At 64.7% G+C, this 24463-nt stretch carries 23 protein-coding genes; 14 read left to right on the top strand and 9 right to left on the bottom strand.

Annotated features, from left to right (window positions below; all coding sequences use genetic code 11):
* The first annotated feature begins 10 nt into the window (after nucleotides 1-10).
* Nucleotides 11-274: a hypothetical protein gene (locus HYH07_RS03140; RefSeq protein ID WP_220001079.1), complete on the top strand. Its 264-nt coding sequence runs from the start codon at nucleotides 11-13 to the stop codon at nucleotides 272-274.
* Nucleotides 275-362: 88 nt separating this feature from the next.
* Here HYH07_RS03140 and HYH07_RS03145 read toward each other — a convergent pair whose 3' ends face one another.
* The 5 genes from HYH07_RS03145 to HYH07_RS03165 form a co-directional block, all read right to left on the bottom strand.
* Nucleotides 363-2087 (bottom strand): methanol/ethanol family PQQ-dependent dehydrogenase, encoded by a 1725-nt coding sequence (locus HYH07_RS03145; RefSeq protein ID WP_220001080.1) that lies wholly within the window; start codon nucleotides 2085-2087, stop codon nucleotides 363-365.
* A gap of 111 nt (nucleotides 2088-2198) precedes the next feature.
* A complete protein-coding gene (locus tag HYH07_RS03150) occupies nucleotides 2199-2849 on the bottom strand; it encodes a ubiquinol-cytochrome c reductase iron-sulfur subunit (RefSeq protein ID WP_228749186.1) in 651 nt (216 codons plus the stop codon).
* Nucleotides 2850-3115: 266 nt separating this feature from the next.
* On the bottom strand, nucleotides 3116-3580 hold the full coding sequence (locus HYH07_RS03155; RefSeq protein WP_220001082.1) for a group III truncated hemoglobin: 465 nt from the start codon (nucleotides 3578-3580) through the stop codon (nucleotides 3116-3118).
* 253 nt (nucleotides 3581-3833) lie between these two features.
* Nucleotides 3834-4685, bottom strand: coding sequence for a 3-hydroxybutyryl-CoA dehydrogenase (locus tag HYH07_RS03160; protein ID WP_220001083.1), 852 nt, complete (start codon nucleotides 4683-4685; stop codon nucleotides 3834-3836).
* Nucleotides 4686-4941: 256 nt separating this feature from the next.
* Nucleotides 4942-6363 carry a carbohydrate porin gene (locus HYH07_RS03165; RefSeq protein ID WP_220001084.1) on the bottom strand — a complete coding sequence of 474 codons (1422 nt, stop codon included), beginning with the start codon at nucleotides 6361-6363 and terminating at the stop codon, nucleotides 4942-4944.
* A gap of 183 nt (nucleotides 6364-6546) precedes the next feature.
* On the opposite strand from HYH07_RS03165, the gene HYH07_RS03170 reads away from it, so the two are divergent.
* The 4 genes from HYH07_RS03170 to HYH07_RS03185 all read left to right on the top strand — a co-directional run bounded on the left by HYH07_RS03170 (nucleotide 6547) and on the right by HYH07_RS03185 (nucleotide 8899).
* On the top strand, nucleotides 6547-6888 hold the full coding sequence (locus tag HYH07_RS03170) for a helix-turn-helix transcriptional regulator (protein ID WP_220001085.1): 342 nt from the start codon (nucleotides 6547-6549) through the stop codon (nucleotides 6886-6888).
* A gap of 91 nt (nucleotides 6889-6979) precedes the next feature.
* Nucleotides 6980-7390, top strand: coding sequence for an arsenate reductase (glutaredoxin) (gene arsC, locus HYH07_RS03175; protein ID WP_220001086.1), 411 nt, complete (start codon nucleotides 6980-6982; stop codon nucleotides 7388-7390).
* Nucleotides 7390-8070 (top strand): MIP/aquaporin family protein, encoded by a 681-nt coding sequence (locus tag HYH07_RS03180; RefSeq protein WP_220001087.1) that lies wholly within the window; start codon nucleotides 7390-7392, stop codon nucleotides 8068-8070. The genes arsC and HYH07_RS03180 overlap by 1 nt, the downstream gene beginning before the upstream one ends.
* Nucleotides 8071-8200: 130 nt before the next feature.
* Nucleotides 8201-8899: an ABC transporter permease gene (locus HYH07_RS03185; protein ID WP_220001088.1), complete on the top strand. Its 699-nt coding sequence runs from the start codon at nucleotides 8201-8203 to the stop codon at nucleotides 8897-8899.
* Here HYH07_RS03185 and HYH07_RS03190 read toward each other — a convergent pair.
* Nucleotides 8873-9682 (bottom strand): extracellular solute-binding protein, encoded by an 810-nt coding sequence (locus HYH07_RS03190; protein ID WP_220001089.1) that lies wholly within the window; start codon nucleotides 9680-9682, stop codon nucleotides 8873-8875. The two genes, HYH07_RS03185 and HYH07_RS03190, sit on opposite strands and share 27 nt — an antisense overlap.
* Before the next feature lie 260 nt (nucleotides 9683-9942).
* Between HYH07_RS03190 and HYH07_RS03195 the strand changes: the two genes are divergently transcribed.
* The 3 genes from HYH07_RS03195 (at nucleotide 9943) to HYH07_RS03205 (ending at nucleotide 13827) form a co-directional block, all read left to right on the top strand.
* On the top strand, nucleotides 9943-10215 hold the full coding sequence (locus HYH07_RS03195) for a hypothetical protein (RefSeq protein WP_220001090.1): 273 nt from the start codon (nucleotides 9943-9945) through the stop codon (nucleotides 10213-10215).
* A 185-nt stretch (nucleotides 10216-10400) separates the two neighbouring features.
* A complete protein-coding gene (locus tag HYH07_RS03200; protein ID WP_312016626.1) occupies nucleotides 10401-11519 on the top strand; it encodes a hypothetical protein in 1119 nt (372 codons plus the stop codon).
* A gap of 301 nt (nucleotides 11520-11820) precedes the next feature.
* Nucleotides 11821-13827 carry a bifunctional diguanylate cyclase/phosphodiesterase gene (locus HYH07_RS03205; RefSeq protein WP_220001091.1) on the top strand — a complete coding sequence of 669 codons (2007 nt, stop codon included), beginning with the start codon at nucleotides 11821-11823 and terminating at the stop codon, nucleotides 13825-13827.
* A gap of 18 nt (nucleotides 13828-13845) precedes the next feature.
* On the opposite strand, the gene hutU is transcribed toward HYH07_RS03205, so the two are convergent.
* From hutU to hutI, 3 genes are read right to left on the bottom strand one after another with little or no spacing between them, the layout of a single operon-like run.
* Nucleotides 13846-15516 (bottom strand): urocanate hydratase, encoded by a 1671-nt coding sequence (hutU, locus tag HYH07_RS03210; protein ID WP_220001092.1) that lies wholly within the window; start codon nucleotides 15514-15516, stop codon nucleotides 13846-13848.
* A gap of 12 nt (nucleotides 15517-15528) precedes the next feature.
* Nucleotides 15529-17088, bottom strand: a complete 1560-nt coding sequence (gene hutH, locus HYH07_RS03215) for a histidine ammonia-lyase (protein ID WP_220001093.1) — start codon at nucleotides 17086-17088, stop codon at nucleotides 15529-15531.
* Nucleotides 17085-18299: an imidazolonepropionase gene (gene hutI / locus HYH07_RS03220; protein ID WP_220001094.1), complete on the bottom strand. Its 1215-nt coding sequence runs from the start codon at nucleotides 18297-18299 to the stop codon at nucleotides 17085-17087. The genes hutH and hutI overlap by 4 nt, the downstream gene beginning before the upstream one ends.
* A 102-nt stretch (nucleotides 18300-18401) precedes the next feature.
* On the opposite strand from hutI, the gene HYH07_RS03225 reads away from it, so the two are divergent.
* The 6 genes from HYH07_RS03225 to HYH07_RS03250 all read left to right on the top strand — a co-directional run bounded on the left by HYH07_RS03225 (nucleotide 18402) and on the right by HYH07_RS03250 (nucleotide 24364).
* On the top strand, nucleotides 18402-19760 hold the full coding sequence (locus tag HYH07_RS03225; RefSeq protein WP_220001095.1) for a formimidoylglutamate deiminase: 1359 nt from the start codon (nucleotides 18402-18404) through the stop codon (nucleotides 19758-19760).
* Entirely contained in the window at nucleotides 19757-20485 is a 729-nt protein-coding gene (gene hutC / locus HYH07_RS03230; protein ID WP_220001096.1) for a histidine utilization repressor, read from the top strand. Before HYH07_RS03225 ends, hutC begins: the two co-directional genes overlap by 4 nt.
* Nucleotides 20486-20568: 83 nt before the next feature.
* Nucleotides 20569-21513, top strand: a complete 945-nt coding sequence (locus HYH07_RS03235; protein WP_220001097.1) for an ABC transporter substrate-binding protein — start codon at nucleotides 20569-20571, stop codon at nucleotides 21511-21513.
* A 64-nt stretch (nucleotides 21514-21577) separates the two neighbouring features.
* A complete protein-coding gene (locus tag HYH07_RS03240) occupies nucleotides 21578-22351 on the top strand; it encodes an ABC transporter permease (RefSeq protein ID WP_220001098.1) in 774 nt (257 codons plus the stop codon).
* On the top strand, nucleotides 22348-23133 hold the full coding sequence (locus HYH07_RS03245; protein WP_220001099.1) for an ABC transporter ATP-binding protein: 786 nt from the start codon (nucleotides 22348-22350) through the stop codon (nucleotides 23131-23133). Before HYH07_RS03240 ends, HYH07_RS03245 begins: the two co-directional genes overlap by 4 nt.
* On the top strand, nucleotides 23126-24364 hold the full coding sequence (locus tag HYH07_RS03250; RefSeq protein WP_220001100.1) for a Zn-dependent hydrolase: 1239 nt from the start codon (nucleotides 23126-23128) through the stop codon (nucleotides 24362-24364). The genes HYH07_RS03245 and HYH07_RS03250 overlap by 8 nt, the downstream gene beginning before the upstream one ends.
* Nucleotides 24365-24463 lie beyond the last annotated feature (99 nt).

Raw genomic sequence — 24463 nt, forward strand, 5'->3', positions numbered from 1 at the left:
GAGCAGATCGATGATCAACATTCCTAAGGCGCTCGCAGTCTCGCTGCTGTCGAGCGCCTTTCTTTTGACCGCTGCGGCAGCGTTCGCGCAGAGCAGCACCACCACGCCGCCGACCACGGCGACGCGCCCCACCGCGCCGGACCAGAGCTCGCTGCCCAACGCCAGCGCCCCACCCGCCTCGACCACCCAGACGACCGGGCAGACGCCCAGCGACCCGAAGGTCCGGGAGATGAATCAGAAAGCCAAGGATAAGGTCGAGCGCGAGGGGAAGTAGCTCCGAGCCCGCGCAAAATGCGGCGGACGTTGCCGTCCGCCGCATTTGCCCCCTTGTCGCTCCGCGTCTCTCGATCCGCCTGCGGAGCTTATTTCTTCAGCGCGAACACCCAGATCACGCCGCCTTGCGGCACGTTGGACTCGATGCCGATATTGTTGGTCGCGAGCGCGTCCTGGATGCGCTGCGCGTCGACGCCCCAGCCCGACTGGATCGCGACGTATTGCGTGCCGTCGATCTCATAGGACATCGGCATGCCCATGATGCCGGAGTTGGTCTTCTGCTCCCACAACAATTCGCCGGTCTTGGCGTTGAAGGCGCGGAAGTTGCGGTCGTTGGTGCCGCCGGCGAAGACGAGATCGCCTGCGGTGGCCGTGACCGAGCCGAACAGCTGCGACTTCGGGAAGTTGTGTTGCCACACCTTCTTGCCGGTCGCGGGATCCCAGGCCTGGAGCTCGCCGAAATGATCGGCGCCCGACTTGGCTTTCAGGCCGATGTCTTCCGGCTTGGTGCCGAGCCAGAGCTCGCCGGGCTTGAGCGGGATCTTCTCGCCGGTGAAGCCGCCGCAGAAATTCTCGTTGGCTGGCACGTAGACGAGGCCGGTCTTCTGGCTGTAGGCCGCCGAGGGCCAGTCCTTGCCGCCCCACAGCGACGGGCAGAACTCGACGCGCTTGCCGACGACGGGCTTGTGCGCGGGATCGACGATCGGCTTGCCGTTCTCCTCGATCCCCTTCCAGACGTCGGTGGAAACGAACGGCCAGCCGGCGACATAGTTGATCTTGGTCGGAGTGCGCTCGAGCACCCAGAAGATGGCATCGCGACCCGGGTGGATCAGGCTCTTGATGCTGCGGCCGTCGCGCTGGAGATCGACCAGCATCGGCGCATCGACCTCGTCCCAGTCCCAGGAATCGTTCTGGTGGTACTGGTGATAGGTCTTGATCTTGCCGTTGTTGGGATCGAGCGCGAGCACCGACGATGTGTAGAGATTGTCGCCGGGATGCATCTCGCCGGGCCATGGCGCGGCGTTGCCGACGCCCCAATAGATGGTCTTGGTGTCCTTGTCGTAGGTGCCGGTCATCCAGGCCGAGCCGCCACCGTTCTTCCAGTCGTCGCCCTGCCAGGTGTCGTGGCCGGGCTCGCCTTCGCCCGGAATGGTGAAGGTGCGCCACAGCTCCTTGCCGGTCTTGGCATCGTAGGCGGCGACATAGCCGCGCACGCCGAACTCGCCGCCGGAGCCGCCGACGATGACCTTGCCGTCAACGATCAGCGGCATCAGGGTCATGTATTGGCCCTTCTTGTAGTCCTGCACCTTGGTGTCCCACACCACCTTGCCGGTGTTGGCATCGAGCGCGACGACGTGGTCGTCGGTGGTGGCGAGATAGAGCTTGTCCTCCCACAGGCCGACGCCGCGGCTGGTCGGATGCAGCTGGAACAGATCGTCGGGGAGCTGGCGCTTGTAGCGCCAGTATTCGTCGCCGGTCTTCGCGTTCAGCGCGATGACCTGGCCCATCGGGGTTGCCACGAACATCACGCCATTGTTGACGATCGGCGGCGCCTCATGGCCTTCGACCACGCCGGTGGCGAATGTCCAGACCGGCGTCAGGTCTTTCACATTCGAGGTGTTGATCTGGTCGAGCGGACTATAGCCCTGTCCGTCATAGGTGCGGCGATAGAGCATCCAATTGCCGGGTTCCGGATTTTCCAGGCGTTGCTGGGTGACGGGCGCGTAATTCTCGATCGGGCCGGCGATGGCAGCGGTCGAGACGACAGATGTGAAGGCGACGAAGCCCGACAAAAACCATTGCCTTGTGCTCATTGGACGTTTCCCCTTTTGAATTCTTGTGAATTGAATTTTTGTCGTTCGTCTCGTCGCCCGCTCGTTGGCGGGCGCGATCTGTTGTGGCGCGCGGGGGCGACCCGCGGCGTGTCATCCAGGCTGCGCGCCACCTACCTTTCCGATGAAGGGAGCGGCGACGGAGAGCGAACCTTCGCTCAACGACAGCGGCAGTGCCGCGAGGCGTCGCGGCGCGGGTCCGAACACGACCTGGGCGCCCTGGCGTGGATCATATTCGGAGTTGTGGCAGGGACACTTGAAGACGGTCATGTCGCCTCCCTGATCCGCCTTCACCCATTCGGAAACCGGACAGGCGGCATGCGCGCAGACCGCCGAATAGGCAACAATACCGTCGGCTGCGCGTGCGCGCGTGGTCTCATCGAGCTCGTTCGGATCGAGCTTCACGACAAGAATCTCGTTCAGGCGTGAGCCGCTGCGGACGACAGAGGTCTTTGGATCCTTCGGCCAGGCGCGAACCGGAGGGCCGCCCAGCTTGAGATCGGCCGGCTTGACGAGCTGACCTTCGTTGTCGCCTTCGGAGAGAACGAGCAAATCGCCCTTCTGCGGCCGCTCGTCCGAGCCGGGCGGATCCTCGCCCGCGCGCACCGGTGCGGAACAGCCAAGACACGCGGTGGTGGCGAGCGCACCGAGCAGCAGCGTTCGCCGCGTTTGCTCCGCGCATGATTCAGGTTCCGCAATGTTGTCGGAGGATGACGATGCGATTTTGGATGGTGCATTCGACATGCACGCTAGCAGGCGCTGGAAGTCTGCCGAAATGAAGGCGAAGAATTGGCGCCGCAGTGCATCAATATGGCTTTGCTCGCTTTGAGCGAACACGATTGTACGCATTCAAAAGCATTTTGCCGTTGCAACATCATGCCACGCGACCGGCATGACGATTTTGCAGATCAGGCCGATGATGCGGGAATTGGTGCAACGCGGCCGCTAGCAGCGCGATGCAATTGCGATGCGATTCAACTGCACGTCTATCGAGCAAGGCATTCTGTATTTCAGGACCTAAGCACGTGGCGCGGCGCGGCGATGCGACCGGCGATCGTCGCCGAAGCCATCTCAAAGCTGTCGGCGATACGACGTGCCCTGTCGATGAACAGGCCGGCTGCCGGCGGCGGGCAGACCTCGCGCGCGGTCCGCTCGAACAGGTCGAGCCAGCGGTCGAAATGATCGCCAACAAGGCTCAGCGGCATATGCGCCCGCATCGGCGAGCCGTGGTAGCGACCGCTCATCAGCACCACCGAGGACCAGAAGTCCTTGAGCTTGGCGAGATGCTCGTCCCAATTCTGCACGATCGCGAAGACAGGCCCAAGCAATGCATCCTCACGCACGCGGCCGTAGAAACGGGTCACGAGTTCCCCGATCATTTCCTCGGTGATCCCGGTGCGCTCGATCGCATCCTGGGTCAAGAGGTTCCGCCGCACGGCCGCCGCCTCGCGCTCGGCCTTCAGTCGATCCGACATTGTCTTTGTTTTCCGTTTCGTTGTTCCCGCGATCCGCCCGTTCGACATTGTCAGGCCAATTGCGCGCGACATCTTTGTCCCAGCGCAAATTGGAGGGTTGAGCGGGGGCATTTCGGCCTGGCGCCTGCTCCTCGATCAGTATCGTAGGGTGGGCAAAGGCGCGCTTGCGCCGTGCCCACCGCCTCTCTCCATCGCGAAAATGCGTGGGCACGCTTGCGCTTTGCCCACCCTACGGCAGCGTCTTTGTTCGCGATCACGCGCCGTAGCTGTAAAAGCCCTGCCCGGTCTTGCGGCCGAGATGGCCGGCATCGACCATTTCCTTGAGCAAGGGGGCCGGACGATATTTGGGATCGTTGAAGCCCTTATAAAAGACCTCCATCACCGACAGCATGGTGTCGAGGCCGACGAGATCGGCCAGCGCCAGCGGCCCGATCGGATGGTTGCAGCCGAGCTTCATGCCGGCATCGATTTCTTCAGCGGTCGCGATGCCCTCCTGGAGCGCGAAGATCGCCTCGTTGATCATCGGGCACAGGATGCGGTTGACGGCGAAGCCGGGGCTGTTCTTCGCGGTGATGGCCACCTTGCCGACGCGCTGGGCGAAGTCGAGCGCCTTGGCGTGGGTGTCGTCGGAGGTCTGCAGGCCGCGGATGAGTTCCAGCAGCTGCATGACCGGAACCGGGTTGAAGAAATGCATGCCGATGAATCGATCCGGGCGATCGGTCGCGGCGGCGAGCTTGGTGATCGAGATCGACGAGGTGTTGGTCGCAACCAGCGTGCGCGGCGACAGCGTGGCGCAGAGGTCCTTCAGGATCTTGACCTTCAGCTCTTCGTTTTCGGTCGCGGCCTCGATGACGAGATCACAGTCGGCCAGCTTGGCCCGATCAGTGGTGCCGGTGATGCGCTTGAGCGTCGCCTCGCGATCGGCCGCCGAGATCTTCTCTTTCTTGACCAGGCGCTCGAGGCTGCCGCCGACGGTCGAGATGCCGCGGTTCACCGCCGCATCGGAGATATCGACCATCACGACCGACAGCCCGGCCGCGGCGCAGACCTGGGCGATGCCGTTGCCCATGGTGCCTGCTCCGATGATGCCAACGGTATTGATCATGGAATATCCTCTCGTTGAGCGGGCCCGCCCTGTGGTGGCGCGCCCGGCTGGATGAATTTCGAGCCGCGGCGCCTCACCTGCTGCACCGCATCCAGCCTCTTCCTTAGCGCATCCGGGGCGAGAATAAAGCCGCCTTTCCTCCTCGACGAGGCATGATTTCGCGGTCTCGCGGCCTGATCGGCCCGAGTTTTTGCGGCCGGTTTCGCTCCCTGGAATTGCCGAGGGCGCAGGAAAGGCCGGGCGCTCGTGAGCGCGCCTAGAATTTCAGCGTGGTCCGCAGCCCGAACACCGATGCGTTTCGCAGCGCCTTGCCGGCGAGCGGGCCGGACGGCGGCGTTGCGCCGCCGCCGGGATGAATGATGTATTGGAAATTCGGCTGAACCGTCCAGCCATCCCTGATTTGATATTGATAGACAGCGGTGAGTAATCCTTCAAAACTGCGGACCGGCCAATCCGGCGCGACAAGGGCCCGATAGTCCGCGTCGAGAGCCTGGGCGCGCTTGGACACATGGGCGTAACCGGCAGCGATCCCGAACTTGTCGTCCGGGCGCCGCCCGTCGAGACCGACGAACTCGACGCCACCATCGGCATAGAGATCAATCAGGTTGCGATCGGCCGGCGCGCCGGAGGCGCGGACAAAGACGCCGATGCCGCGATCGTCACTGTGAGGCACGCGATAGAGCTGCTGCTCGAAGACGGCCCAGCCGCCGATATCGCCGGACAGCAACATCGGCGCGCCGCTGCTCGCGGGCGCTGCGAGCGATACACCGTTGGACGCAAATCGCTGATCGGCGAATGCGCCCAGATGACGCCAGCCCCCGAACTTGATCTGGCCGGTAAGATTGGGATCGCCCTTCTTGTTGTTCCAGGCGTACTGGATCTGGCCCAGAAGCAGTGGCGGATCGTTGACGCGGAAATTGACACCGTAGCGATTGCGTTGCTGGGGATCGCCCGGCCCGGGCCCCGCCTGGTCGCCGTCGAAGATTCCGCCGAGGATGGTGAGCTGGTCGGTGACGTTGACGAGAAGCCGCGCGCCCATCGCAGCCAGCGGTGGCGACGGGCCGCCGCTCGGCAGGTCGAGCGAGGTGATCGCCGGCCAGCCCATCGAGGCGTTGGTGAGGACGTCGGTGTATTTGGTGTTGAAGAATTCGCTGTCGGCCGCGAGCTGGCCGAGCTTCAGCGAGACCTTCTTCTCACCCCACTGCTTCTCGAAATAGGCCTCGTAGAGCCGGGTCGATGGCAGCGCCTCGATTCCGCTCACGACGAAGAAGTTCTGCAGATTATCGCGCGACAGGCCGCCCCCGTGGATCTGGAACATGTTGGCGTGAAAGGTCAGCTTGTCGAGGCCGACAAGCTTGTCGAGGTCGGCATCGACGGCGAGATTCAGACGACCCTCGTAGATCGCGCCCTGCCTGACGCCGCCGGAGGTGTTGCCCAGCACCTCTCCGATGTAAGTCGCCGCGAACTTCACCCCATATTTCTGCAGCGGGTTCGGCAACAGCCCGAGGGTTTTCTCCTCAACCGTGCTCTCGCCCGTATCCGGATCGGCCGGCTTGTCATCGTCGGTCTTCTTGTCCTCCTGGGCGAAGGCCTGAACGCCCGCCAGCAGATATCCGCCAGCCACGATGGCTGCCAGAATTCGCAAAGCTGCACTTGATATCGACCGAGATCCGCTCATCCCACGATGAGTGGGACACGTTCGAGACACAGATTCAAGAACAACCTCTTCAGGGAACCTTACCATCCGTGTGCGAGTGTTCAAAAGTATACGCTCGTCCACGAGTGTGCCGCGATCGGTGGCGTCGCGACGAGTCGTCGAAATTCGATTGACATTTGTTATTATTTCAATAATCGTTGAAATATGGAAAAGACAGATGCCGTCACGGCGCTCGCCGCGCTGGCGCAGGACAACCGTCTCGACGTCTACCGTTTGCTGGTTCAGGCCGGGCCCGACGGCATGACCGCGGGTGCGATCGCCGAAGCGCTGGAGCTCGCGCCAAACACGTTGACGTTTCACTTCGACCGGCTGCGCAGGGCCGGCCTTGCGACGGTCCGGCGCGAAGGACGCTCGATGATCTATGCGGCGCGGTTCGAGACCATGAACGCACTGGTCGGCTTCCTCACGGAAAACTGCTGCGGCGGCGTGTCATGCGCACCCCCGTCTTCGAAACCCGCGCGAAAGCGCAGCAAGACTCCGGCCTGAAAGGACAGACCATGAAGCGCCTGCACGTTCACGTGTCCGTCGACGATGTTGCACATGATCAGATATCGGCCTGCTGTTGAGGGTATCGGCGATGGACGTGATCATCTACCACAATCCTGCCTGCGGCACCTCGCGCAACACGCTCGCCATAATCAGGCATGCCGGCATCGAGCCGCATGTGATCGAATATCTCAAGACGCCGCCCTCCCGCGCGCTGCTGCGGCAGCTTGTCGTACGCATGGGCCTCTCGGTGCGCGAGCTGCTGCGCGAAAAGGGCACGCCCTACGCCGAGCTTGGGCTGGACAAGGCTGACCTGACCGACGACCAGCTGCTCGACGCCATGATGGCGCATCCAATCCTGATCAACCGGCCGATCGTGGTGACGCCGATGGGCGTAAAACTCTGTCGGCCCTCCGAGGAGGTGCTGGAGCTTCTGCCGCCTCAGCACGGCGAATTCGTCAAGGAAGACGGCGAGCGCATCAGGCTGGACCGCGGCGCCTGATGACGCCGCGTCTTGCACAGCGCGCATTTGCCGAATGGCTGGGAACGGCGTTCCTGCTCGCCGCGGTGGTCGGCTCGGGCATCATGGCCCAGAAGCTTGCCGGCGGAAACGGCGCGCTGGCGCTGCTCTGCAATACGCTTCCCACCGGCGCCATGCTCGTCGTGCTGATCCTGATGTTTGCGCCCATCTCGGGCGCGCATTTCAATCCGGCGGTGACGCTGGCCTTGGCCCTGCGCGGCGAGACGGCCTGGATCGATGCGGTGATCTATATCGCCGCGCAGATATCGGGCGCGATCATCGGGGTGTGGATCGCGCATCTGATGTTCGGGCTTGCCGTCCTTCAGATTTCGCTGAACGAGCGCAGCGGCGCGGGACAATGGCTCGCCGAAGCCGTGGCAACCTTCGGCCTGCTGCTGACGATCTTTGGCGTCGCATCGAAAGCCTCGGCTGCCGTTCCCTATGCAGTCGGCCTCTACATCACATCGGCCTATTGGTTCACGGCCTCGACATCATTCGCCAACCCCGCCGTCACCATCGCCCGATCGCTGTCCGATACGTTTGCAGGCATCGCGCCGCATGGCGTGCCGGCGTTCATTTCCGCGCAGCTCATCGGAGCGATCCTCGCCCTTCCGCTTGCAAGCTGGCTGTGGGGCGGAGCAAGCGCAAAGCGCGCGGCGTGAACGATTGGAGTTTCCAAACCGCTCGTGCCGGGTATTCTGTGACTGATGGCATGAAGGTCAGGGACCAGCGTGACGCAACTTCGCAGCCGCAATATCGATCACTGCACCCGGCCCTGAGGCATCAGGCCGGATGAACGATTTCGCGCGATCCATCGTTGCCGCATTCACGCTGATCGGTGAAGGCGATCCCGAGCTTCTCGGCATCGTCGCACTATCGGTGCGCGTCAGCCTGACAGCCGGCATGATCGCGCTGCTGATCGGTGCGCCGTTCGGCGCTTTTCTGGCGATCACGCGCTTTCGCGGCCGACAGGTCATTATCGTGCTGACCAACGCGCTGCTCGGCCTGCCGCCGGTCGTGGTGGGGCTCGCGCTTTATCTTCTGCTGTCGCGCTCCGGCCCGCTCGGCGCGGCCGGCCTGCTGTTCACGCCGACAGCCATGGTGATCGCGCAGACGCTGCTGGCAACGCCAATCGTGGTTGCGCTGGTGCACCGGCCCGCAAGCCTGCTATGGGCCGAATATGGCGACCTCGCGCGTATCGACGGGCTCTCGACGCTGCGCAGCATCGGCCTGTTGTTCGCGCTCGGCCGGACGTCGCTGCTGACGGCCTTCCTCGCCGCGTTCGGACGAGCGATCGCCGAGGTCGGCGCCATCATCATCGTCGGCGGCAATATAAGCGGCTTCACCCGCACGATGACGACGGCGATTGCGCTGGAGACCAGCAAGGGCGACCTGCCGCTGGCGCTCGGCCTAGGCTTGATCCTGCTCGCGCTCAGCGTCGCCGTGTCGACCGTCGCCTTCCTGCTAGTGGGGCGCGTTGGGGAAAAATAGCTGCGCGCCGCCGACCTTGTATCCGGCGATCGCATCCTGTCCCTTTGGCGAGATCAGCCAGTCGATAAAGGCCTGCCCGTCCTTTGCCTTGACGTTGGGATGCTTGTCCGGGTTGACCAGCATGATGCCGTACTGGTTGAACAGCCGCTTGTCGCCCTCGGTCAGGATCGCAAGCTCACCTCTGTTCTTGAACGACAGCCAGGTGCCGCGGTCTGAGAGCAGATAGGCATTCGACGACGAGGCCATGTTCAGCGCCGGGCCCATGCCCTGGCCGATCTCGCGATACCAGCTGTCCTTGCCGGTGGCCGGCTCGATGCCCGCTTCTTTCCACCGCCGCAGCTCGGCGGCATGCGTGCCGGATTTGTCGCCGCGCGAGATGAACGTGGCCCTCGCAGCTGCGATCTTGCGCAGCGCGTCGGCGACGTCCTTGTCGCCCGCGATCCTTGCGGGATCGCTGTTCGGGCCGACGATGACGAAATCATTGTACATGACGTCGAAGCGCTTCACGCCCTGCCCCTCCGAGATGAACTTGTCTTCGGCCGGCCTGTCATGCACGAACACAACGTCGGCATCGCCGCGCCGCCCGATATCGAGCGCCTGGCCGGTGCCGACAGCGACGATCTTCACCTGGATTCCCGTGGCCTTCGTAAACAGCGGCAGCAGATAACCGAACAAGCCGGACTGCTCCGTCGACGTCGTCGAGGCCACGGTGATGCTGCCGGCCTGCGCCCATGCGCATGTCGACCAGATCAGAGCCGCGGCGACGGCGGCAAGCTTCTTCATGACATCGTCCTCACGTCCAGATGATTCCCATTAAACGGAGAGGATGACGCGGGAAAGCCCGACATTGGGCTCCTGCGGCACATCCTTCGAGCCGCCCGCCTCCAGGATGAGGGCGGAGTGCCTGGCAACAGCGTTGGCGGGCGCTTCACGCCTGCGTCACGACGGTTGAACCTCGCGTGATCAGTGCCGCGACCACGTGGCAGCGAGGAATATCGCACGTTCCGAACGATCCCTAGGGATAGAACAGTTCGGAGCCTCCCATGACAAAGACGAACATCATCGCCGCCTTCCGGATCATCGTGTCGCTCGCGAGCGCGGGCCCAGCGCAGGCCTGGCCCGGACAGTCCTCAAGCATAGACTGCGCTTGGGGCGGCGAAGCCACGCACTGTGAAGCACTGACCATGGCGCCGCTCCGCAAGCATGGGGTGGCGCATCCGCAAGGCCGCAAAGCGGAGCACGCTGTCATGCCGTTTGCGTCGTCGCATCTGCCGGATCACGACGCGGATCCGCTTGCATCGACGCATTTCGAATGAACGCAATGGCGCGCGGGGCTGTGCAGATGTTCTGCAATTGGTCCCGCCTCAATTGACAGGGGCGTGACGGCCGGGGCAGTTTTTCGCATTGCTGGCGAATCAGCTGAAGCCCACGGCCCTGAGTATCTCTTGGACAACTCCCAGTGCTTTCGAGACTGATATCGTTGCTAAGCCGCATTCCTGCGGTGAAATGGGCCTTCAACCGGCTTCGGCCCGCGCCGCAGGGCGGCAGCATCGAGTTGACGCCGAGCGCTGCGGATCAGCAGCCGATTGTGACCGCGATCGAAGAAGCCGCTCCGACCGTCGAGACGAACGGCAGCGAGGATCCATCCCTGCAGACGTGCGCCGAAGCCGCGCCCGCACCCATCAGCAGCGATCCGCCGGTAGAACTCGTAGCGAGCGTTGAACTCGACGTCGTGGAAGAGGCCTCATCCGCCGAGGTCGAAGCCGTCGGTGTTCCCGAGCCTGCCGTCAGCAGCGACCTGCCCGTAGAATTGCTGGCGAACGCCGAACCCGAACCCGTGGAAGTGGCGCAGGCCTCATCCGCCGAAGTCGAAGCGATCGAACCGAAAGAGCCTGTCATCAGCAGCGATGCATCGTCGGATGATGATGCGGAGGTTGCGCCCGATGTTGCAGAGCAGGTCTTTATTTCTCCGGTCGAGGTCGAGACCGTTCCGGTCGAGGCCTCCGAGCCGATCGTTGAACACCATCCCGGATCCATCGCTTCCGAGGAGATCGAAGCCGTCGACGCGACGCCCGCCGTCGTGGTCGACATCGCGGCGCCTGCCGTCACCGAGGTCAGGATCGACAACGAGCCCGCTCGTGATGTCGTGATGGAAATCGAGCCGCTCGTCGCAGCCGATCCCGCACCCATCGCGGCCGACGTCGCTGAGGAGACGATCGCCGACGCACCCGTCGTCGCCGCAGAGGTCGAGCCGCCTCCGGCGCCCGCTCCGAAGAAGCTTCGCGCGAAGATCGTCGAGCCCGCCGATCGCGCCGCGCTGATCCGGCAACGTTGGGCCGAGACCGGGATCAGGATGTGGAATCCGCGGCTGCATGGCACCGGCGATGCAACGCTCAACATCCAGGGCCGCATCGGGCTGCTGCCGCCCGAGCCGGGCGGGACCATGCCGCGCTACGACAAGCTCGAATTCAAGATGCTCGGCGGGCAGATCGTGTGCGAAGGTGTCGTCGTCGAGGCGCCCGTGCATGCCGGCCAGCGCAGCTTTACCCGGCTCGCCGAACCGCGCAGCGCCGATCGCAGCCGTGAGCCAGTGCGGGAACGCCAGTCCGCGCTCGCCTGATCCTTGTCCGCCTGCGATGACGCAACGATGACCGCCGCGACATCGGTGCGCGCCACGGGGCCGAGGACGCTATGGTTAGCAGAACGTAGCCGCGATCGATTTCGGCCGAGCTGCCCCACCAGACGCGGGTCGCTTGCGGGTCACATCCTTAATACCGCCTCACCAATGCACGCGCCCTGCCCGTCCGAGAGTGACACACAACCAGGACGCGAGTTCCCGGAGGGAACCAATCTAACGCGCTCTTTACCCCCGCTATGCAAGATCATCTTCGTTTTTGAAGGGATTTGGGGCGCATATTGCTATGCCTGCCGTCGATTTGAGAGCCTATTTCGCCACTGCGATGCAGCTGTTTCGCGTGTCTGACGACCCGGACCTGGCGCGCGCGCAGTTCGATGCTTTCTCCAAGCAGATCCCGCTGCTCTACTTCATCCTGATCAGCAACACGATCGCGCTGGCCTATACCTACCTCAACGTCGCCCCGGACTGGCTGACGATGATCATACCGAGCCTGCTGACCGTGCTCGCCGCGCTTCGCACCTTGTGGTGGCTGACCCAGCGCCATCTCGTCCGCAGCGATGCCGACATCCTGCGCAATCTGCGCGCCACCAATTGGATGGCCCTGCCGATCGGAGCCGGCTTCACCGCCTGGTCGTTCGCGCTCTACCCCTATGGCGATCCCTTCGCCAAGAGCCAGGTGGCCTTCTACATGGCGGTGACCGTGATCGGCTGCATCTTCTCGCTGATGCATCTGCGCTCGGCTGGGTTGATCGTGACGCTCGTCGTCGACGTGCCCTATGTGCTGTTCTTCTGGGCCACGGGCGAACCGACGCTGAAGGCGATGGCGGTCAACAACCTCCTGGTCTCCGGCGCCATGGTGACGGTGCTGTTCATCTATTATCGCGACTTCGCCGATCTCGTCGCCAGCCGCAAATCGCTGCTGGTGCAGCAGGCGGCGACCCAGGAGCTGTCGGACGAGAACTTCCGTCTCGCCAATCTGGATTCCCTCACGGAGCTGCCGAACCGCCGCCGTTTCTTCGCCGAGCTGTCGAGCGCCTTTAGTGACGCCGAGTGCAGGCACGTGAGCGTTGCGGTCGGCATCATCGACCTCGACGGCTTCAAGCCGATCAACGACAATTACGGCCATTCGGTCGGCGACCGCGTGTTGATCGAGGCCGGCCGTCGCATCCGCGATGTCTGCGAAGGCTTCGGCCCGCAGCGGGTGGAGTTCGCCCGCCTCGGCGGCGACGAGTTCGGTCTCGTCGTCTGCGGCGACACCGCGGATGCCGACCTCGAGCGGCTCGGCGAACGCATCTGCGAGCTGGTCAAGCTGCCCTACCAGCTCGACACCGCCCATACCGGCCTGTCGTGCTCAATCGGCTTTGCACTCTTCCCGCGCTCGGCGCCGACGGCGAAAGCACTGTATGAATGCGCCGATTATTCGCTCTACCACGCCAAGCGTCATCTGCGCGGGCGTACCGTGATCTTCTCGAGCGAGCACGAGGCCGAGATCCGCAGCCGCGGCGTGATCGAGACCCTGCTGCGCACGGCCGATTTCAGCGCCGAGATGGACCTGATGTTCCAGCCGATCGTCGACGCCATGAGCGAGCATACCGCGGGCTTCGAGGCGCTGGCGCGCTGGCAGAGCCCCCGCCTCGGCCGGGTCTCGCCGGCCGACTTTATCCCGGCCGCCGAGCGCATCGGCCTGATCCGCACCCTGACGCAGGCGCTGCTGGTGCGCGCGCTCGCGGCCGCCCGGACCTGGCCGGACCATACCCGTCTGTCGTTCAATCTCTCGGCCCACGACATCTGCTCGCCCGACGGCATCCTGCCGCTGATCGCCATCATCGAGAACAGCGGCGTGCCGCCGCGCCGGCTCGACTTCGAGATCACCGAGACCGCCGTGACCTTCGACTTCGCGCGCGCTGAACAGTCGATCGCGGCGCTGAAGGCGATGGGCTGCGGCATTTCGCTGGATGATTTCGGCACCGGCTATTCCTCGCTGAGCCACGTGCATCGCCTGCCGCTGGACAAGCTCAAGATCGACCGCAGCTTCGTCGCCGACATCAACGACAATCCCGTGAGCCACAAGATCATCAAATCGCTGACCGGCCTGTGCGACGACATGGAGATCGCCTGCGTGGTCGAGGGTGTCGAAACCCGCGCCCAGCTCGATGCCTTGCGCCGCCTCGGCTGCGACTTCGTGCAGGGCTATTACTTCGCAAAGCCCATGCCGGGCGCGGCGATCGGGGACTATCTCGCCAACGAGCGCGAGCGGCTGGACCACGGCGCAACCAAGGTCGTGTCCTGAGGCAGATTGGCCTGTTGGCTACTTCGAAAGGCTCGGCAGATCGAGCCCCTTGTCACGGGCGCAATCGATCGCGATGTCGTAGCCCGCGTCCGCATGGCGCATGACGCCGGAGGCAGGATCGTTCCAGAGCACACGCTCGATGCGTTTGGCGGCCTCCGGCGTGCCGTCGGCGACGATCACCATGCCGGCGTGCTGGGAATAGCCGATGCCGACGCCGCCGCCGTGATGCAGCGACACCCAGGTGGCGCCGCTGGCGCAATTCAAGAGCGCGTTGAGCAGCGGCCAGTCGGACACCGCGTCCGAGCCGTCCTTCATCGCCTCGGTCTCGCGGTTGGGGCTTGCCACCGAGCCGCTGTCGAGATGATCGCGGCCGATCACGACAGGCGCCTTCAACTCGCCGCGCGCGACCATCTCGTTGAAGGCAAGCCCCAGGCGATGACGATCGCCGAGACCAACCCAGCAGATCCGCGCCGGCAGGCCCTGGAACTTGATGCGCGCCTTGGCCATGTCGAGCCAATTGTGCAGATGCTTGTCGTCGGGCATCAGCTCTTTCACTTTGGCATCTGTCTTGAAGATGTCCTCAGGGTCGCCTGACAGCGCGGCCCAACGGAACGGCCCGACGCCGCGGCAGAACAGGGGGCGGATATAGGCGGGCACGAAGCCAGGGAAATCGAACGCGTTTGTCAGCCCCATGTCCTGCGCCATCTGGCGGATGTTGTTGCCATAGTCGAGCGTCGGAATGCCCTGCGCATGGAAATCCAGCATGGCCTGGACATGCTCGACCATCGAGGTTTTTGCGGCGCGTTCCACGCCCTTCGGATCGGAGGCGCGCTTGGCCTCCCAATCGGCAAGCGTCCAGCCCTTCGGCAGATAGCCGTTGATCGGATCGTGCGCGCTGGTCTGGTCGGTGACGATGTCGGGCTTGACGCCGCGGCGGACCAGCTCCGGGAATATCTCGGCGGCATTGCCGAGCAGACCGACCGAGACGGCCTTCTTCGTCTTTGCGGCGTCCGCCATGAGTGCGAGCGCTTCGTCGAGCGTCGCCGCCTGGCGATCGAGATAGCCGGTGCGCAGCCGCATCTCGATGCGGCTCGGCTGGCATTCGACCGCGAGCATCGAGGCGCCGGCCATGGTCGCCGCCAGCGGCTGCGCGCCGCCCATGCCGCCGAGACCGGCGGTCAATATCCACTTGCCCGCAAGGCTGCCGCCATAATGGCGACGACCGACCTCGACGAAGGTTTCGTAAGTGCCCTGCACGATGCCCTGGCTGCCGATATAGATCCAGGAGCCTGCAGTCATCTGGCCGTACATCATCAGGCCCTGGCGATCGAGCTCGTTGAAATGATCGAGCGTCGCCCAATGCGGCACGATGTTGGAGTTCGCGATCAGCACGCGCGGCGCATCGGCATGGGTGCGGAAGATGCCGACCGGCTTGCCGGATTGCACCAGCAGGGTCTGGTCGTTCTCGAGCTTGCGCAGTGCGGCCGTGATGCGGTCAAAACTCTCCCAGTCGCGCGCGGCGCGGCCGATGCCGCCATAGACGACGAGTTCGCTCGGGCGCTCGGCGACATCAGGATCGAGATTGTTCATGAGCATGCGCAGGGGTGCTTCCGTCAGCCAGCTCTTGGCGCTGATCTCGCTGCCGCGGGGAGCGCGGATGGTGCGGTCGTTGTCCAGTCGGCGGTTCATGCGGAACACCCCTTAGTCGAGTCTTGGAAACGGATCAGATGAGAGCGCAGTGAGCGCGATGGTCGGCAGCGCATCGGTCTCGATGAGCGCCGCGGCCTTGGCGAGATCGCCGGCCATGTAGCGGTCGGCGCCGAGCGCGGGCACCTGCTCGCGAAGCTTGTCGATGACCGCCACCAGCGGCGCGCTGGTCGCGTGCGGTGCGCGCAGCGCGATGCCCTGGGCGGCGACCAGAAGCTCGATGCCGAGGATGGAGGCCAGATTGTCGGCCATGTCCGACAGTCGTCGCGCGGCATGCGCGGCCATCGAAACATGGTCTTCCTGGTTGGCGCTGGTCGGCGTCGAATCGATCGAGCAGGCCGCGGCACGCTGCTTGTTTTCGGCATACAGCGCAGCCGCCGTGACCTCGGCGATCATGAAGCCGGAATTGATGCCGGGATCCGGGGTGAGGAACGGCGGCAGGCCAAAATTGAGCGCGGGATCGACCAGCGTCGCGATGCGTCGTTCGCTGATCGCGCCGATCTCCGACAGCGCCAGCGCGATCGTATCGGCGGCGAAGGCGACTGGCTCGGCGTGGAAATTGCCGCCGGAAACGATCTCACCGGTCTCGACCAGCACCAAGGGATTATCGGTCACCGCGTTGGCCTCGACGATCAGCGTGCGCGCGGCCTGCGTGATCAGATCGAGCGCGGCGCCGGCGACCTGCGGCTGGCAACGCAGGCAATAGGGATCCTGCACACGCTCGTCGCCTTCGAGATGCGACAGGCGGATGTCGCTGCCATCGAGCAGCGCGGTCAGCGTCGCGGCCGCAGCGACCTGGCCGGGAAGACCGCGCAGCGCCTGGATCTCGGGGCGGAACGGCGCGGTCGAGGCCATGGCGGCATCGACCGACAGCGCACCGGTGACCAGTGCCGCACGGGCGAGACCAAACGCACGCAGCACGCCAGATATGGCATAAGCAGTCGAGAATTGCGTGCCATTGATCAGCGCGAGGCCCTCCTTGGGGCCGAGCGTCAGTGGCACAAGGCCGGCGGCAGCAAGTGCCTCGCCCCCTGACACGATCTTGCCGTCGACGATCGCCTGCCCCTCGCCGATCATCACCGCGGTCATATGCGCAAGCGGCGCGAGATCGCCGGAGGCGCCGACCGAGCCCTGTTGTGGCACCAGCGGATAAACGCGGCGCGCCAGCATGGCCTGCAATTGCTCGATCACCGCGCCGCGCACGCCGGAGGCTCCGCGCCCGAGCGAGACGATTTTCAGCGCCATCATCAACCGCACGATCGGGTCCGGAGTTGCAGGACCGATCCCACAGCAATGCGAAACAATGAGATTGCGCTGGAGCAGCGCGGTCTGATCAGGCGGAATCCGCTTCGAAGCCAGCTTGCCGAAACCGGTGTTGATGCCATAGACGGGCGTCGTAGCCTCAGCCGCCTTTGCGACGATCTTCGCCGCCGCCGCGACGCGCGGCCAGAATGACGGGTCGAGCACGACGGGCGCTCCCGCAAGCACGCGCGCGAGATCATCGAGCCTGACCTCTCCGGGTTTGACGACGATCGCGGCGTTCGGCTCCGTCATTGCCCCCTCCACACCCGCCGGTGCAGCGGATTAAATCCGATGCGGTAGACCAGCTCGGCGGGCCGCTCGATGTCCCAGATCGCGAGGTCGCACCATTTGCCGGCTTCGAGCGTGCCGATCTCATGGAGCACGCCGAGTGCACGCGCGCCCTCGCGGGTGACGCCGGCGAGGCATTCGGCGATAGTCATCCGGAACAGCGTCGCGCCCATGTTCATGGCGAGCAGCAGCGAGGTCAGCGGCGAGCTGCCGGGATTGCTGTCGGTCGCAAGCGCCATGGCAACGCCGTGCTTGCGGAACGCCTCCACCGGCGGCTTTTGCGTCTCGCGGATGAAGTAGAACGCGCCGGGCAGGAGGACGGCGACCGTTCCGGCCTTCGCCATCGCGGCAGCGCCGGCTTCGTCGGTATGCTCGAGATGATCGGCCGACAACGCAGAGAATTTGGCAGCGAGCGCAGCGCCGCCGAGATTCGAGAGTTGATCGGCGTGCAACTTCACCGGCAGACCCAGCCCTCGCGCCGCCTCGAATACCCGCGCCGTCTGCTCGGCCGAGAACGCGATACCCTCCATGAAGGCATCGACAGCATCGGCGAGGCCTGCCTTTGCGACGGCCGGCAGCATCTCCCTGCAGACGCGATCGATGTAGCGATCCTTGTCACCACCGGCCTCCACCGGCAGCGCATGCGCGCCGAGAAACGATGTGCAGATCGTAACTTTCCGCCGGCGGCCGAGGTTGCGCGCAGCAGAAAGCTGGCGCATCTCGGTCTCTGTCTCGAGGCCATAGCCGGACTTGATCTCAACCGTGGTTGCGCCCTCGCCGATCAATGCATCCAGCCGCGGCAACGCGCTCGCGACAAGCTCGGCCTCACTCGCCTTGCGAGTCGCGGCGACCGTCGAGACGATGCCGCCGCCGGCGCGCGCGATCTCCTCGTAGCTTGCGCCCTTCAGGCGCAGTTCGAATTCATGCGCGCGGCTGCCGCCGTAGACCAGATGGGTGTGGCAATCGACGAGGCCTGGCGTGATCCAGCGCCCCTCGCAGTCGATCCATTGGATGGCGTCGGCATCGCCAGGAAAATCCGCCGCAGCGCCGGCATAGACGATGCGGCCGTCGCGTATCGCGATGGTGCCTTGCTCGATCTCGCCGAGATCGGGACGATCCGCCCGCATGGTGGCGAGCCGGGCGTTATGCCAGATCCGGTCGAAGCGCTCTGCCATGCCACTGTCCCTTCGCGAAGTCCCTGCGCCCTGGGATGCTTGACTTATATGTCTAGACATATAATCGTAAGGCGGTTCTGTCCAGCCGGCGTGTAATCAATCATGACACGACTGCATTTCGCCTCCGCGCTCCTGCCCTCGGGCTGGGCCAATGACGTGCAGGTGGTGGTCACCGCCGGCGCGATCGCGGCGGTGACACCCGATGTGGCGCCTGCCGCGGGCGACGAGCGCCATGCCATCGCGCTTCCGGGGCTGGCGAGCCTGCACAGCCACGCGTTTCAACGCGGCATGGCGGGACTCGCGGAGCTGCGCGGCGATTCCACCGACACGTTCTGGACCTGGCGCGAGACGATGTATCGTTTCGCGCTGGCGATGACGCCTGACGACGTCGCCGCCGTCGCCACGCTGCTTTATGTTGAGATGCTGGAGCAGGGGTTTACCCGCGTCGGCGAATTCCATTATCTGCATCACGATCGCGACGGCTCGCACTACGCCGATCCCGCCGAAATGGCGGCGCGCATTGCAGAGGCCGCCGGTGCCTCAGGCATTGGCCTGACGCTGCTGCCGAGTTTTTATGCGCACGGCTCGTTCGGCGGCGCGGCGCCGCACGACGGCCAGCGCCGCTTCATCAACTCGGTCGATCAGTTCGCCAAGCTGATGGCTGCATCACGCAAGGCGATCAGCAAATTGCCAGGCGCCAATATCGGCATCGCGCCACACAGCCTGCGCGCGGTGGCGCCGGATGAGCTCTCCGCGATCATCACGCTTGCCGAAGCCGGCCCGGTGCACATTCACGCCGCCGAGCAGGTGAAAGAGGTCGAGGATTGCCTGGCCTGGTCCGGACGGCGTCCGGTGCAATGGCTGCTGGAGCACGCACCGGTCGACCGTCGCTGGTGCCTCATTCACGCGACGCACATGACAGAACAGGAGATCAGCGCATTTGCCGGGACCGGCGCGGTCGCGGGCCTCTGCCCGGTGACCGAAGCGAGCCTCGGCGACGGCATCTTTCCGGCGCGAGAATTTCTCGACGCCGGTGGTTCGTTCGGCGTCGGCACCGATTCCAACGTGCTGGTCGGCGTTGCTGACGAGCTGCGTCAGCTCGAATACGGCCAGCGGCTCAAGCATCGCGCGCGCAACGTGCTTTCGGGCGGCGCCGGCCGCTCGACCGGCCGGACGCTGTTCGACGACGCCCTTGCGGGCGGCGCGCAGGCGCTGGCGCAGCCGGTTGCAGGCCTCGCACCCGGCGCTCGCGCCGACATCGTTACGCTCGACGCCGCACATCCGTCGCTGGCGGGACGCGGCGGCGATGCGACCATCGACGGCTGGATCTTTGCGAGCGGTAACGGTGCGATCGATTGCGTCTGGGCCGGCGGCAACAAGGTCGTCGAAGGCGGACGACACAAATTGCGCCAGACTGCGCGCGAACGGTTCAACGCCGCGGTGCGGAGGCTCGTCGCATGAGCCTCGCCACCGACGCATCCGACAAGCCGACGCTCTACAAGCGCATTCGCGCCGATATCGAAAAGCGCATCCTGACCGGCGAATGGCCGCCCGGCCATCGCATTCCGTTCGAGCACGAGCTGGTGGCGCGCTACGGCTGCTCGCGCATGACTGTCAGCAAGGCGCTGTCGGAACTGGCGCAGGCTGATCTGATCGAGCGGCGGCGCCGCGCCGGCTCCTTTGTGCGTCGGCCACAGCAACAGTCGGCCGTTCTGAAGATCGCAGACATCCGCGCCGAGATCACCGCGCTGGGGCGCACTTACGGCTACGAGCTGATCGGCCGCAAGCTGCGCGCGGCGACCGCTGCCGACCGCGAACGACTCGGCGTCAAGAAAGCCGGCAAGGTGGTCGCGATCTCCTGCCGTCACAGCGCCGACAACGTTCCGTTCGCCGTCGAGGACAGGCTGATCGATCTGTTATCTGTGCCATCTGCCGCGACCGCAGATTTCTCGCGCGAGCCGCCCGGCTCGTGGCTGCTGCATCATGTTCCCTGGACGGAGGCCGAACATACGATCAGCGCCATCGTTGCCAACGATCGCACGGCCGAGGCGCTCGACATCGCGGTCGGCGCGCCCTGCCTCGTGATCGACCGCTTTACCTGGCGCAACGCGCGCACGATCACCGCAGTGCGCCTGCTCTATCCCGGTGACTCTCACCGCCTTGTCGCGCGATTCAAGGGAGGTTGAGCCAACGATGTCGGCACAAATCGTGCAACGCTTCGACAGAGATCAACAGGACGTCAAACCATCTGGGCAAGAGGACGACAATCATGCGTAGTTCGACAGTTTTTGCGACAATCATTGCTCTCGCGGCCGCCGTGCCCGCGTTCGCCGACGACGTCAAAGTCGGCATCGGTATCTCCGGATGGACCGGCTTTGCGCCGCTGACGCTGGCGAAGGAAGCCGGCATCTTCAAGAAAAACGGCCTCGACGTCACCATCAAGAAGATCCCGCAGAAGGACCGCCACCTCGCCATCGCCTCCGGCGACGTGCAGTGCGCGGCAACCACGGTCGAAACCTGGATCTCCTGGAACGCCAGCGGCGTTGCGACCAAGCAGATCTTCCAGCTCGACAAGAGCTATGGCGCCGACGGCATGGCCGTACGCAACGACATCGCGACGATCAAGGAGCTCAAGGGCAAGACGGTCGCAGCTTCGGCACCGGGCACCTCGCCCTTCTTCGCGCTGGCCTGGATGCTGAAGAAGAACGGTCTGACGGTGAAGGACGTCACCGTCGTGAACCTCGAGCCTGCCGCCGCCGCGCAGGCCTTCGTCTCCGGCCAGAACGATGCCGCGATGACCTATGAGCCTTATCTGTCGACGGTGCGCGCCGCGCCGGACAAGGGCAAGATCATCGCAACCACCTTGGACTATCCGATCGTGATGGACACGTTCGGCTGCACGCCGAAATTCCTCAGCGAGAACCCAAAGGCGGCGCAGGCGCTGGCCGACAGCTATTTCGAATCGCTCGAGATGATCGCCAAGGACCAGGCCAAGTCCTATGAGATCATGGGCGCCGACGTGAAACAGACCGGCGAGCAGTTCGGCAACTCGGCAAAATATCTGCGCTGGCAGGACAAGGCCGCGAACCAGAAATTCTTCGCCGGCGACTTCCTCGCCTTCAACAAGGATGCCGCCGACCTTCTGCTCGAGATCGGCATCATCAAGTCGGCGCCGAAGGTCGAGGACCTCTTCGACCCGAGCTTCATCAAGTAAGACTTTCCCGATTGCCGGTTCCGCGGAGACGCGGGACCGGCTCGACCATTCGGATCAACTATCGATGCGTCCTCTGGATTCCGTGACATCGAAGCAGCGCGTGGCCTATGGCCTCGCTTTCTTCGTGCTGTTCGTCGCCCTCTGGTCCTGGGCAACCTTCGGCGGCCATGTATCGAAGACGTTTCTTGCCAATCCGCTGACCATGGTGCAGGAAGGCTACGACCTGCTGGTCAAGCAGGGCTTTGTGTTCGACATCGGCATGACGATCTGGCGCGTCGTCGGCGGCTTCGCGCTGGCTGCGATCATCGCGGTGCCGCTCGGTGTGCTGATGGGCGCCTACAAGCCGATTGAGGCGTTCCTCGAGCCGTTCGTCTCCTTTGCGCGCTATCTGCCCGCCTCGGCCTTCATTCCGCTCCTCATCCTGTGGGCCGGCATCGGCGAGTTGCAGAAGCTGCTCGTCATCTTCATCGGCTCGGTGTTCCAGGTCATCCTGATGGTCGCCGTCACCGTCGGCGCGACGCGGCGCGATCTGGTGGAAGCCGCCTATACGCTCGGCGCCGGCGACCGCGGCATCATCCGCCGCGTGCTGTTGCCCTCCTCCGCCCCTGAAATCGCCGAGATCCTGCGGCTGGTGCTGGGCTGGGCCTGGACCTACGTCATTGTCGCCGAGCTGATCGGCTCGTCCTCCGGCATCGGTCACATGATCACCGACAGCCAAGCGCTGCTCAACACCGGCCAGATCATCTTCGGCATCATCGTGATCGGCCTGATCGGCCTGCTCTCGGACTTCATGTTCAAGGCGTTCAACGCCTGGCTGTTTCCGTGGAGGCTGGCATGACGATCCTCAAGGTCGAGCAGGTCTCGCGCACCTTCCCGGCGCGCCACGGCAATGCGCCGACCCGCGCGCTGGAGCCGACCGACCTCACCATCGGCAACAACGACTTCGTCACCATCCTCGGCCCTTCCGGCTGCGGCAAGTCCACGCTGCTGCGCATCGTCGCCGGCCTCGACCGTCCGACCAGCGGGCGCGTTACGCTCGACGGCCGCGAAGTCACCGGCCCCGGCGCGGATCGCGGCATGGTGTTCCAGTCCTACACGCTGTTTCCCTGGCTCACCGTGCGCGAGAACATCGCCTTCGGCCTGCGCGAACGAGCCGTGCCGGAAGGGGAGCGCAACAAGGTCGCCGACGCCTTCATCCGCCGGGTGGGGCTATCAGGCTTCGAGAACCACTGGCCCAAGCAGCTCTCCGGCGGCATGCAGCAGCGCACGGCGATCGCGCGCGCGCTTGCCAACGATCCAAAAATCCTGCTGCTCGACGAGCCCTTCGGCGCGCTTGATAACCAGACCCGCGCCCTGATGCAGGAAATGCTGCTCGGCATCTGGGAACGCGACCAGAAGACCGTGCTGTTCGTCACCCACGACATCGAGGAAGCGATCTTCCTCGGCAGCCGCGTCATCGTCATGAGCGCCCGTCCCGGCCGCATCAAGGCCGAGATCGGCGTGGACCTGCCGCATCCGCGCTCCTACAAGATCAAGACCACGCCGGAATTCGTCCAGCTCAAGGAACGGCTGGTCGAGGAAATCCGCACCGAGGCGCTGAAGGTTGCCGAACATGCCTGACATCAATCTGCACGCCGACGGTCAGCGCGTCCTCGCCGATCTCAATGCGCTGCGTGCGCTGGGCGCCTACAAGACCGGCGTGCACAAGCCGACCTTCTCCGAGCCGCACAAGCAGTCGCTGGACTGGCTGGTGCGGAAGCTGCCCGAGGCCGGTCTCACCGGCGGGATCGATGGTATCGGCAACATCGTCAGCACCAGCGCAAAACCCGGACCGAAGCTGCTCGCCGGATCGCACCTGGAAAGCCAGAACTATGCCGGCTGGCTCGATGGGCCGCTCGGTGTCGTCTACGCGCTCGAAGCGGCGCGCGTGCTCAATTCCAATGCTTCCGTGAAAGGCGCGGTCGAAGTGGCCGCATGGTGCGATGAAGAGGGCCATTTTGGCAGCTTCCTCGGCTCGCGCTCTTATGTCGGTCAGGTCAGCGAGGCCGAGATCGACGCGGCGCGCGACCGCACCAGCGGCCGCACCATGCGCGGTGCGCTGGCCGACATGGGGCTGGCCGGACGTCCGCGTATGACCGCCGAACCAGGGCGGCACGTCGGCTATCTCGAAGCACATATCGAGCAGGGCGACACGCTCGAGAGCGGCAAGCTCGCGATCGGCGTCGTCACCTCCATCGTCGGCATCTGGCAATATCGCATCACTTTCACCGGCGAGCAGAACCACGCCGGCACCACACGCATGGCTGTGCGAAAAGACGCAGGGCTCGCGCTGGCAAAATTCTGCGTGGCGATCGACGAGCGCTTTCCGGCCGCGTGCGGGCCGCGCACGGTGTGGACCACCGGCCGTATCACGCTCGATCCGGGCGCGCCGAGCATCATTCCCGGCGGTGCAGAGATGCTGTTCCAGATCCGCGACGACGATCCCTCCGTCATCGCGCGGCTGGAGCAGTTGCTGAAGACCATGGCGGATGGGGCGACAGCCAAGGGCCCCTGCATCGTCAGCGTGGAGAAAATCCGCACCGGCGCCCCCGCCATGATGAACGCCGGCATTCAGGATGCGATCGAGGCCGCGAGCAAGGCGCTTGCCGGGGGCCGATCGCTGCGCATGCCGAGCGGCGCCGGCCACGATGCGCAGATGCTGGCGACCGTCATGCCGGCCGGCATGCTGTTCGTCCCGTCGATCGGGGGCATCAGCCATCACTGGACCGAAGACACCGCCGATGCCGACATCGTCACCGGCGCGCGGGTTTTCGTCGACGCGTGCCGGCGGATACTGGCCGGACTGCGCTAAAGCGCTCCCGAATCAGCGACGGCCCGCCCCCGCGCCTTGGCGGACGAGGGCGCCAGCTTCGCACCAGCATCGCACCGGAAACTCTCTCAACCGGGCGCA

This window comes from Bradyrhizobium sp. BR 10261, from assembly GCF_019455395.1.
Taxonomy (GTDB): domain Bacteria; phylum Pseudomonadota; class Alphaproteobacteria; order Rhizobiales; family Xanthobacteraceae; genus Bradyrhizobium; species Bradyrhizobium manausense.

Bases quoted from the DNA above. Each gene is read 5' to 3' on its own strand.
- HYH07_RS03145 (WP_220001080.1), bottom strand. From the start codon at position 2,087: ATGAGCACAAGGCAATGGTTTTTGTCGGGCTTCGTCGCCTTCACATCT.
- hutC (WP_220001096.1), top strand. From the start codon at position 19,757: ATGAGCCTCGCCACCGACGCATCCGACAAGCCGACGCTCTACAAGCGC.
- HYH07_RS03165 (WP_220001084.1), bottom strand. From the start codon at position 6,363: ATGAGCGGATCTCGGTCGATATCAAGTGCAGCTTTGCGAATTCTGGCA.
- HYH07_RS03150 (WP_228749186.1), bottom strand. From the start codon at position 2,849: ATGTCGAATGCACCATCCAAAATCGCATCGTCATCCTCCGACAACATT.
- HYH07_RS03205 (WP_220001091.1), top strand. From the start codon at position 11,821: ATGCCTGCCGTCGATTTGAGAGCCTATTTCGCCACTGCGATGCAGCTG.
- HYH07_RS03240 (WP_220001098.1), top strand. From the start codon at position 21,578: ATGCGTCCTCTGGATTCCGTGACATCGAAGCAGCGCGTGGCCTATGGC.
- hutH (WP_220001093.1), bottom strand. From the start codon at position 17,088: ATGACGGAGCCGAACGCCGCGATCGTCGTCAAACCCGGAGAGGTCAGG.
- HYH07_RS03250 (WP_220001100.1), top strand. From the start codon at position 23,126: ATGCCTGACATCAATCTGCACGCCGACGGTCAGCGCGTCCTCGCCGAT.
- HYH07_RS03225 (WP_220001095.1), top strand. From the start codon at position 18,402: ATGACACGACTGCATTTCGCCTCCGCGCTCCTGCCCTCGGGCTGGGCC.
- hutI (WP_220001094.1), bottom strand. From the start codon at position 18,299: ATGGCAGAGCGCTTCGACCGGATCTGGCATAACGCCCGGCTCGCCACC.
- HYH07_RS03190 (WP_220001089.1), bottom strand. From the start codon at position 9,682: ATGAAGAAGCTTGCCGCCGTCGCCGCGGCTCTGATCTGGTCGACATGC.
- HYH07_RS03160 (WP_220001083.1), bottom strand. From the start codon at position 4,685: ATGATCAATACCGTTGGCATCATCGGAGCAGGCACCATGGGCAACGGC.
- HYH07_RS03195 (WP_220001090.1), top strand. From the start codon at position 9,943: ATGACAAAGACGAACATCATCGCCGCCTTCCGGATCATCGTGTCGCTC.
- hutU (WP_220001092.1), bottom strand. From the start codon at position 15,516: ATGAACCGCCGACTGGACAACGACCGCACCATCCGCGCTCCCCGCGGC.
- HYH07_RS03155 (WP_220001082.1), bottom strand. From the start codon at position 3,580: ATGTCGGATCGACTGAAGGCCGAGCGCGAGGCGGCGGCCGTGCGGCGG.
- HYH07_RS03245 (WP_220001099.1), top strand. From the start codon at position 22,348: ATGACGATCCTCAAGGTCGAGCAGGTCTCGCGCACCTTCCCGGCGCGC.
- HYH07_RS03170 (WP_220001085.1), top strand. From the start codon at position 6,547: ATGGAAAAGACAGATGCCGTCACGGCGCTCGCCGCGCTGGCGCAGGAC.
- HYH07_RS03185 (WP_220001088.1), top strand. From the start codon at position 8,201: ATGAACGATTTCGCGCGATCCATCGTTGCCGCATTCACGCTGATCGGT.
- HYH07_RS03235 (WP_220001097.1), top strand. From the start codon at position 20,569: ATGCGTAGTTCGACAGTTTTTGCGACAATCATTGCTCTCGCGGCCGCC.
- HYH07_RS03140 (WP_220001079.1), top strand. From the start codon at position 11: ATGATCAACATTCCTAAGGCGCTCGCAGTCTCGCTGCTGTCGAGCGCC.
- HYH07_RS03180 (WP_220001087.1), top strand. From the start codon at position 7,390: ATGACGCCGCGTCTTGCACAGCGCGCATTTGCCGAATGGCTGGGAACG.
- arsC (WP_220001086.1), top strand. From the start codon at position 6,980: ATGGACGTGATCATCTACCACAATCCTGCCTGCGGCACCTCGCGCAAC.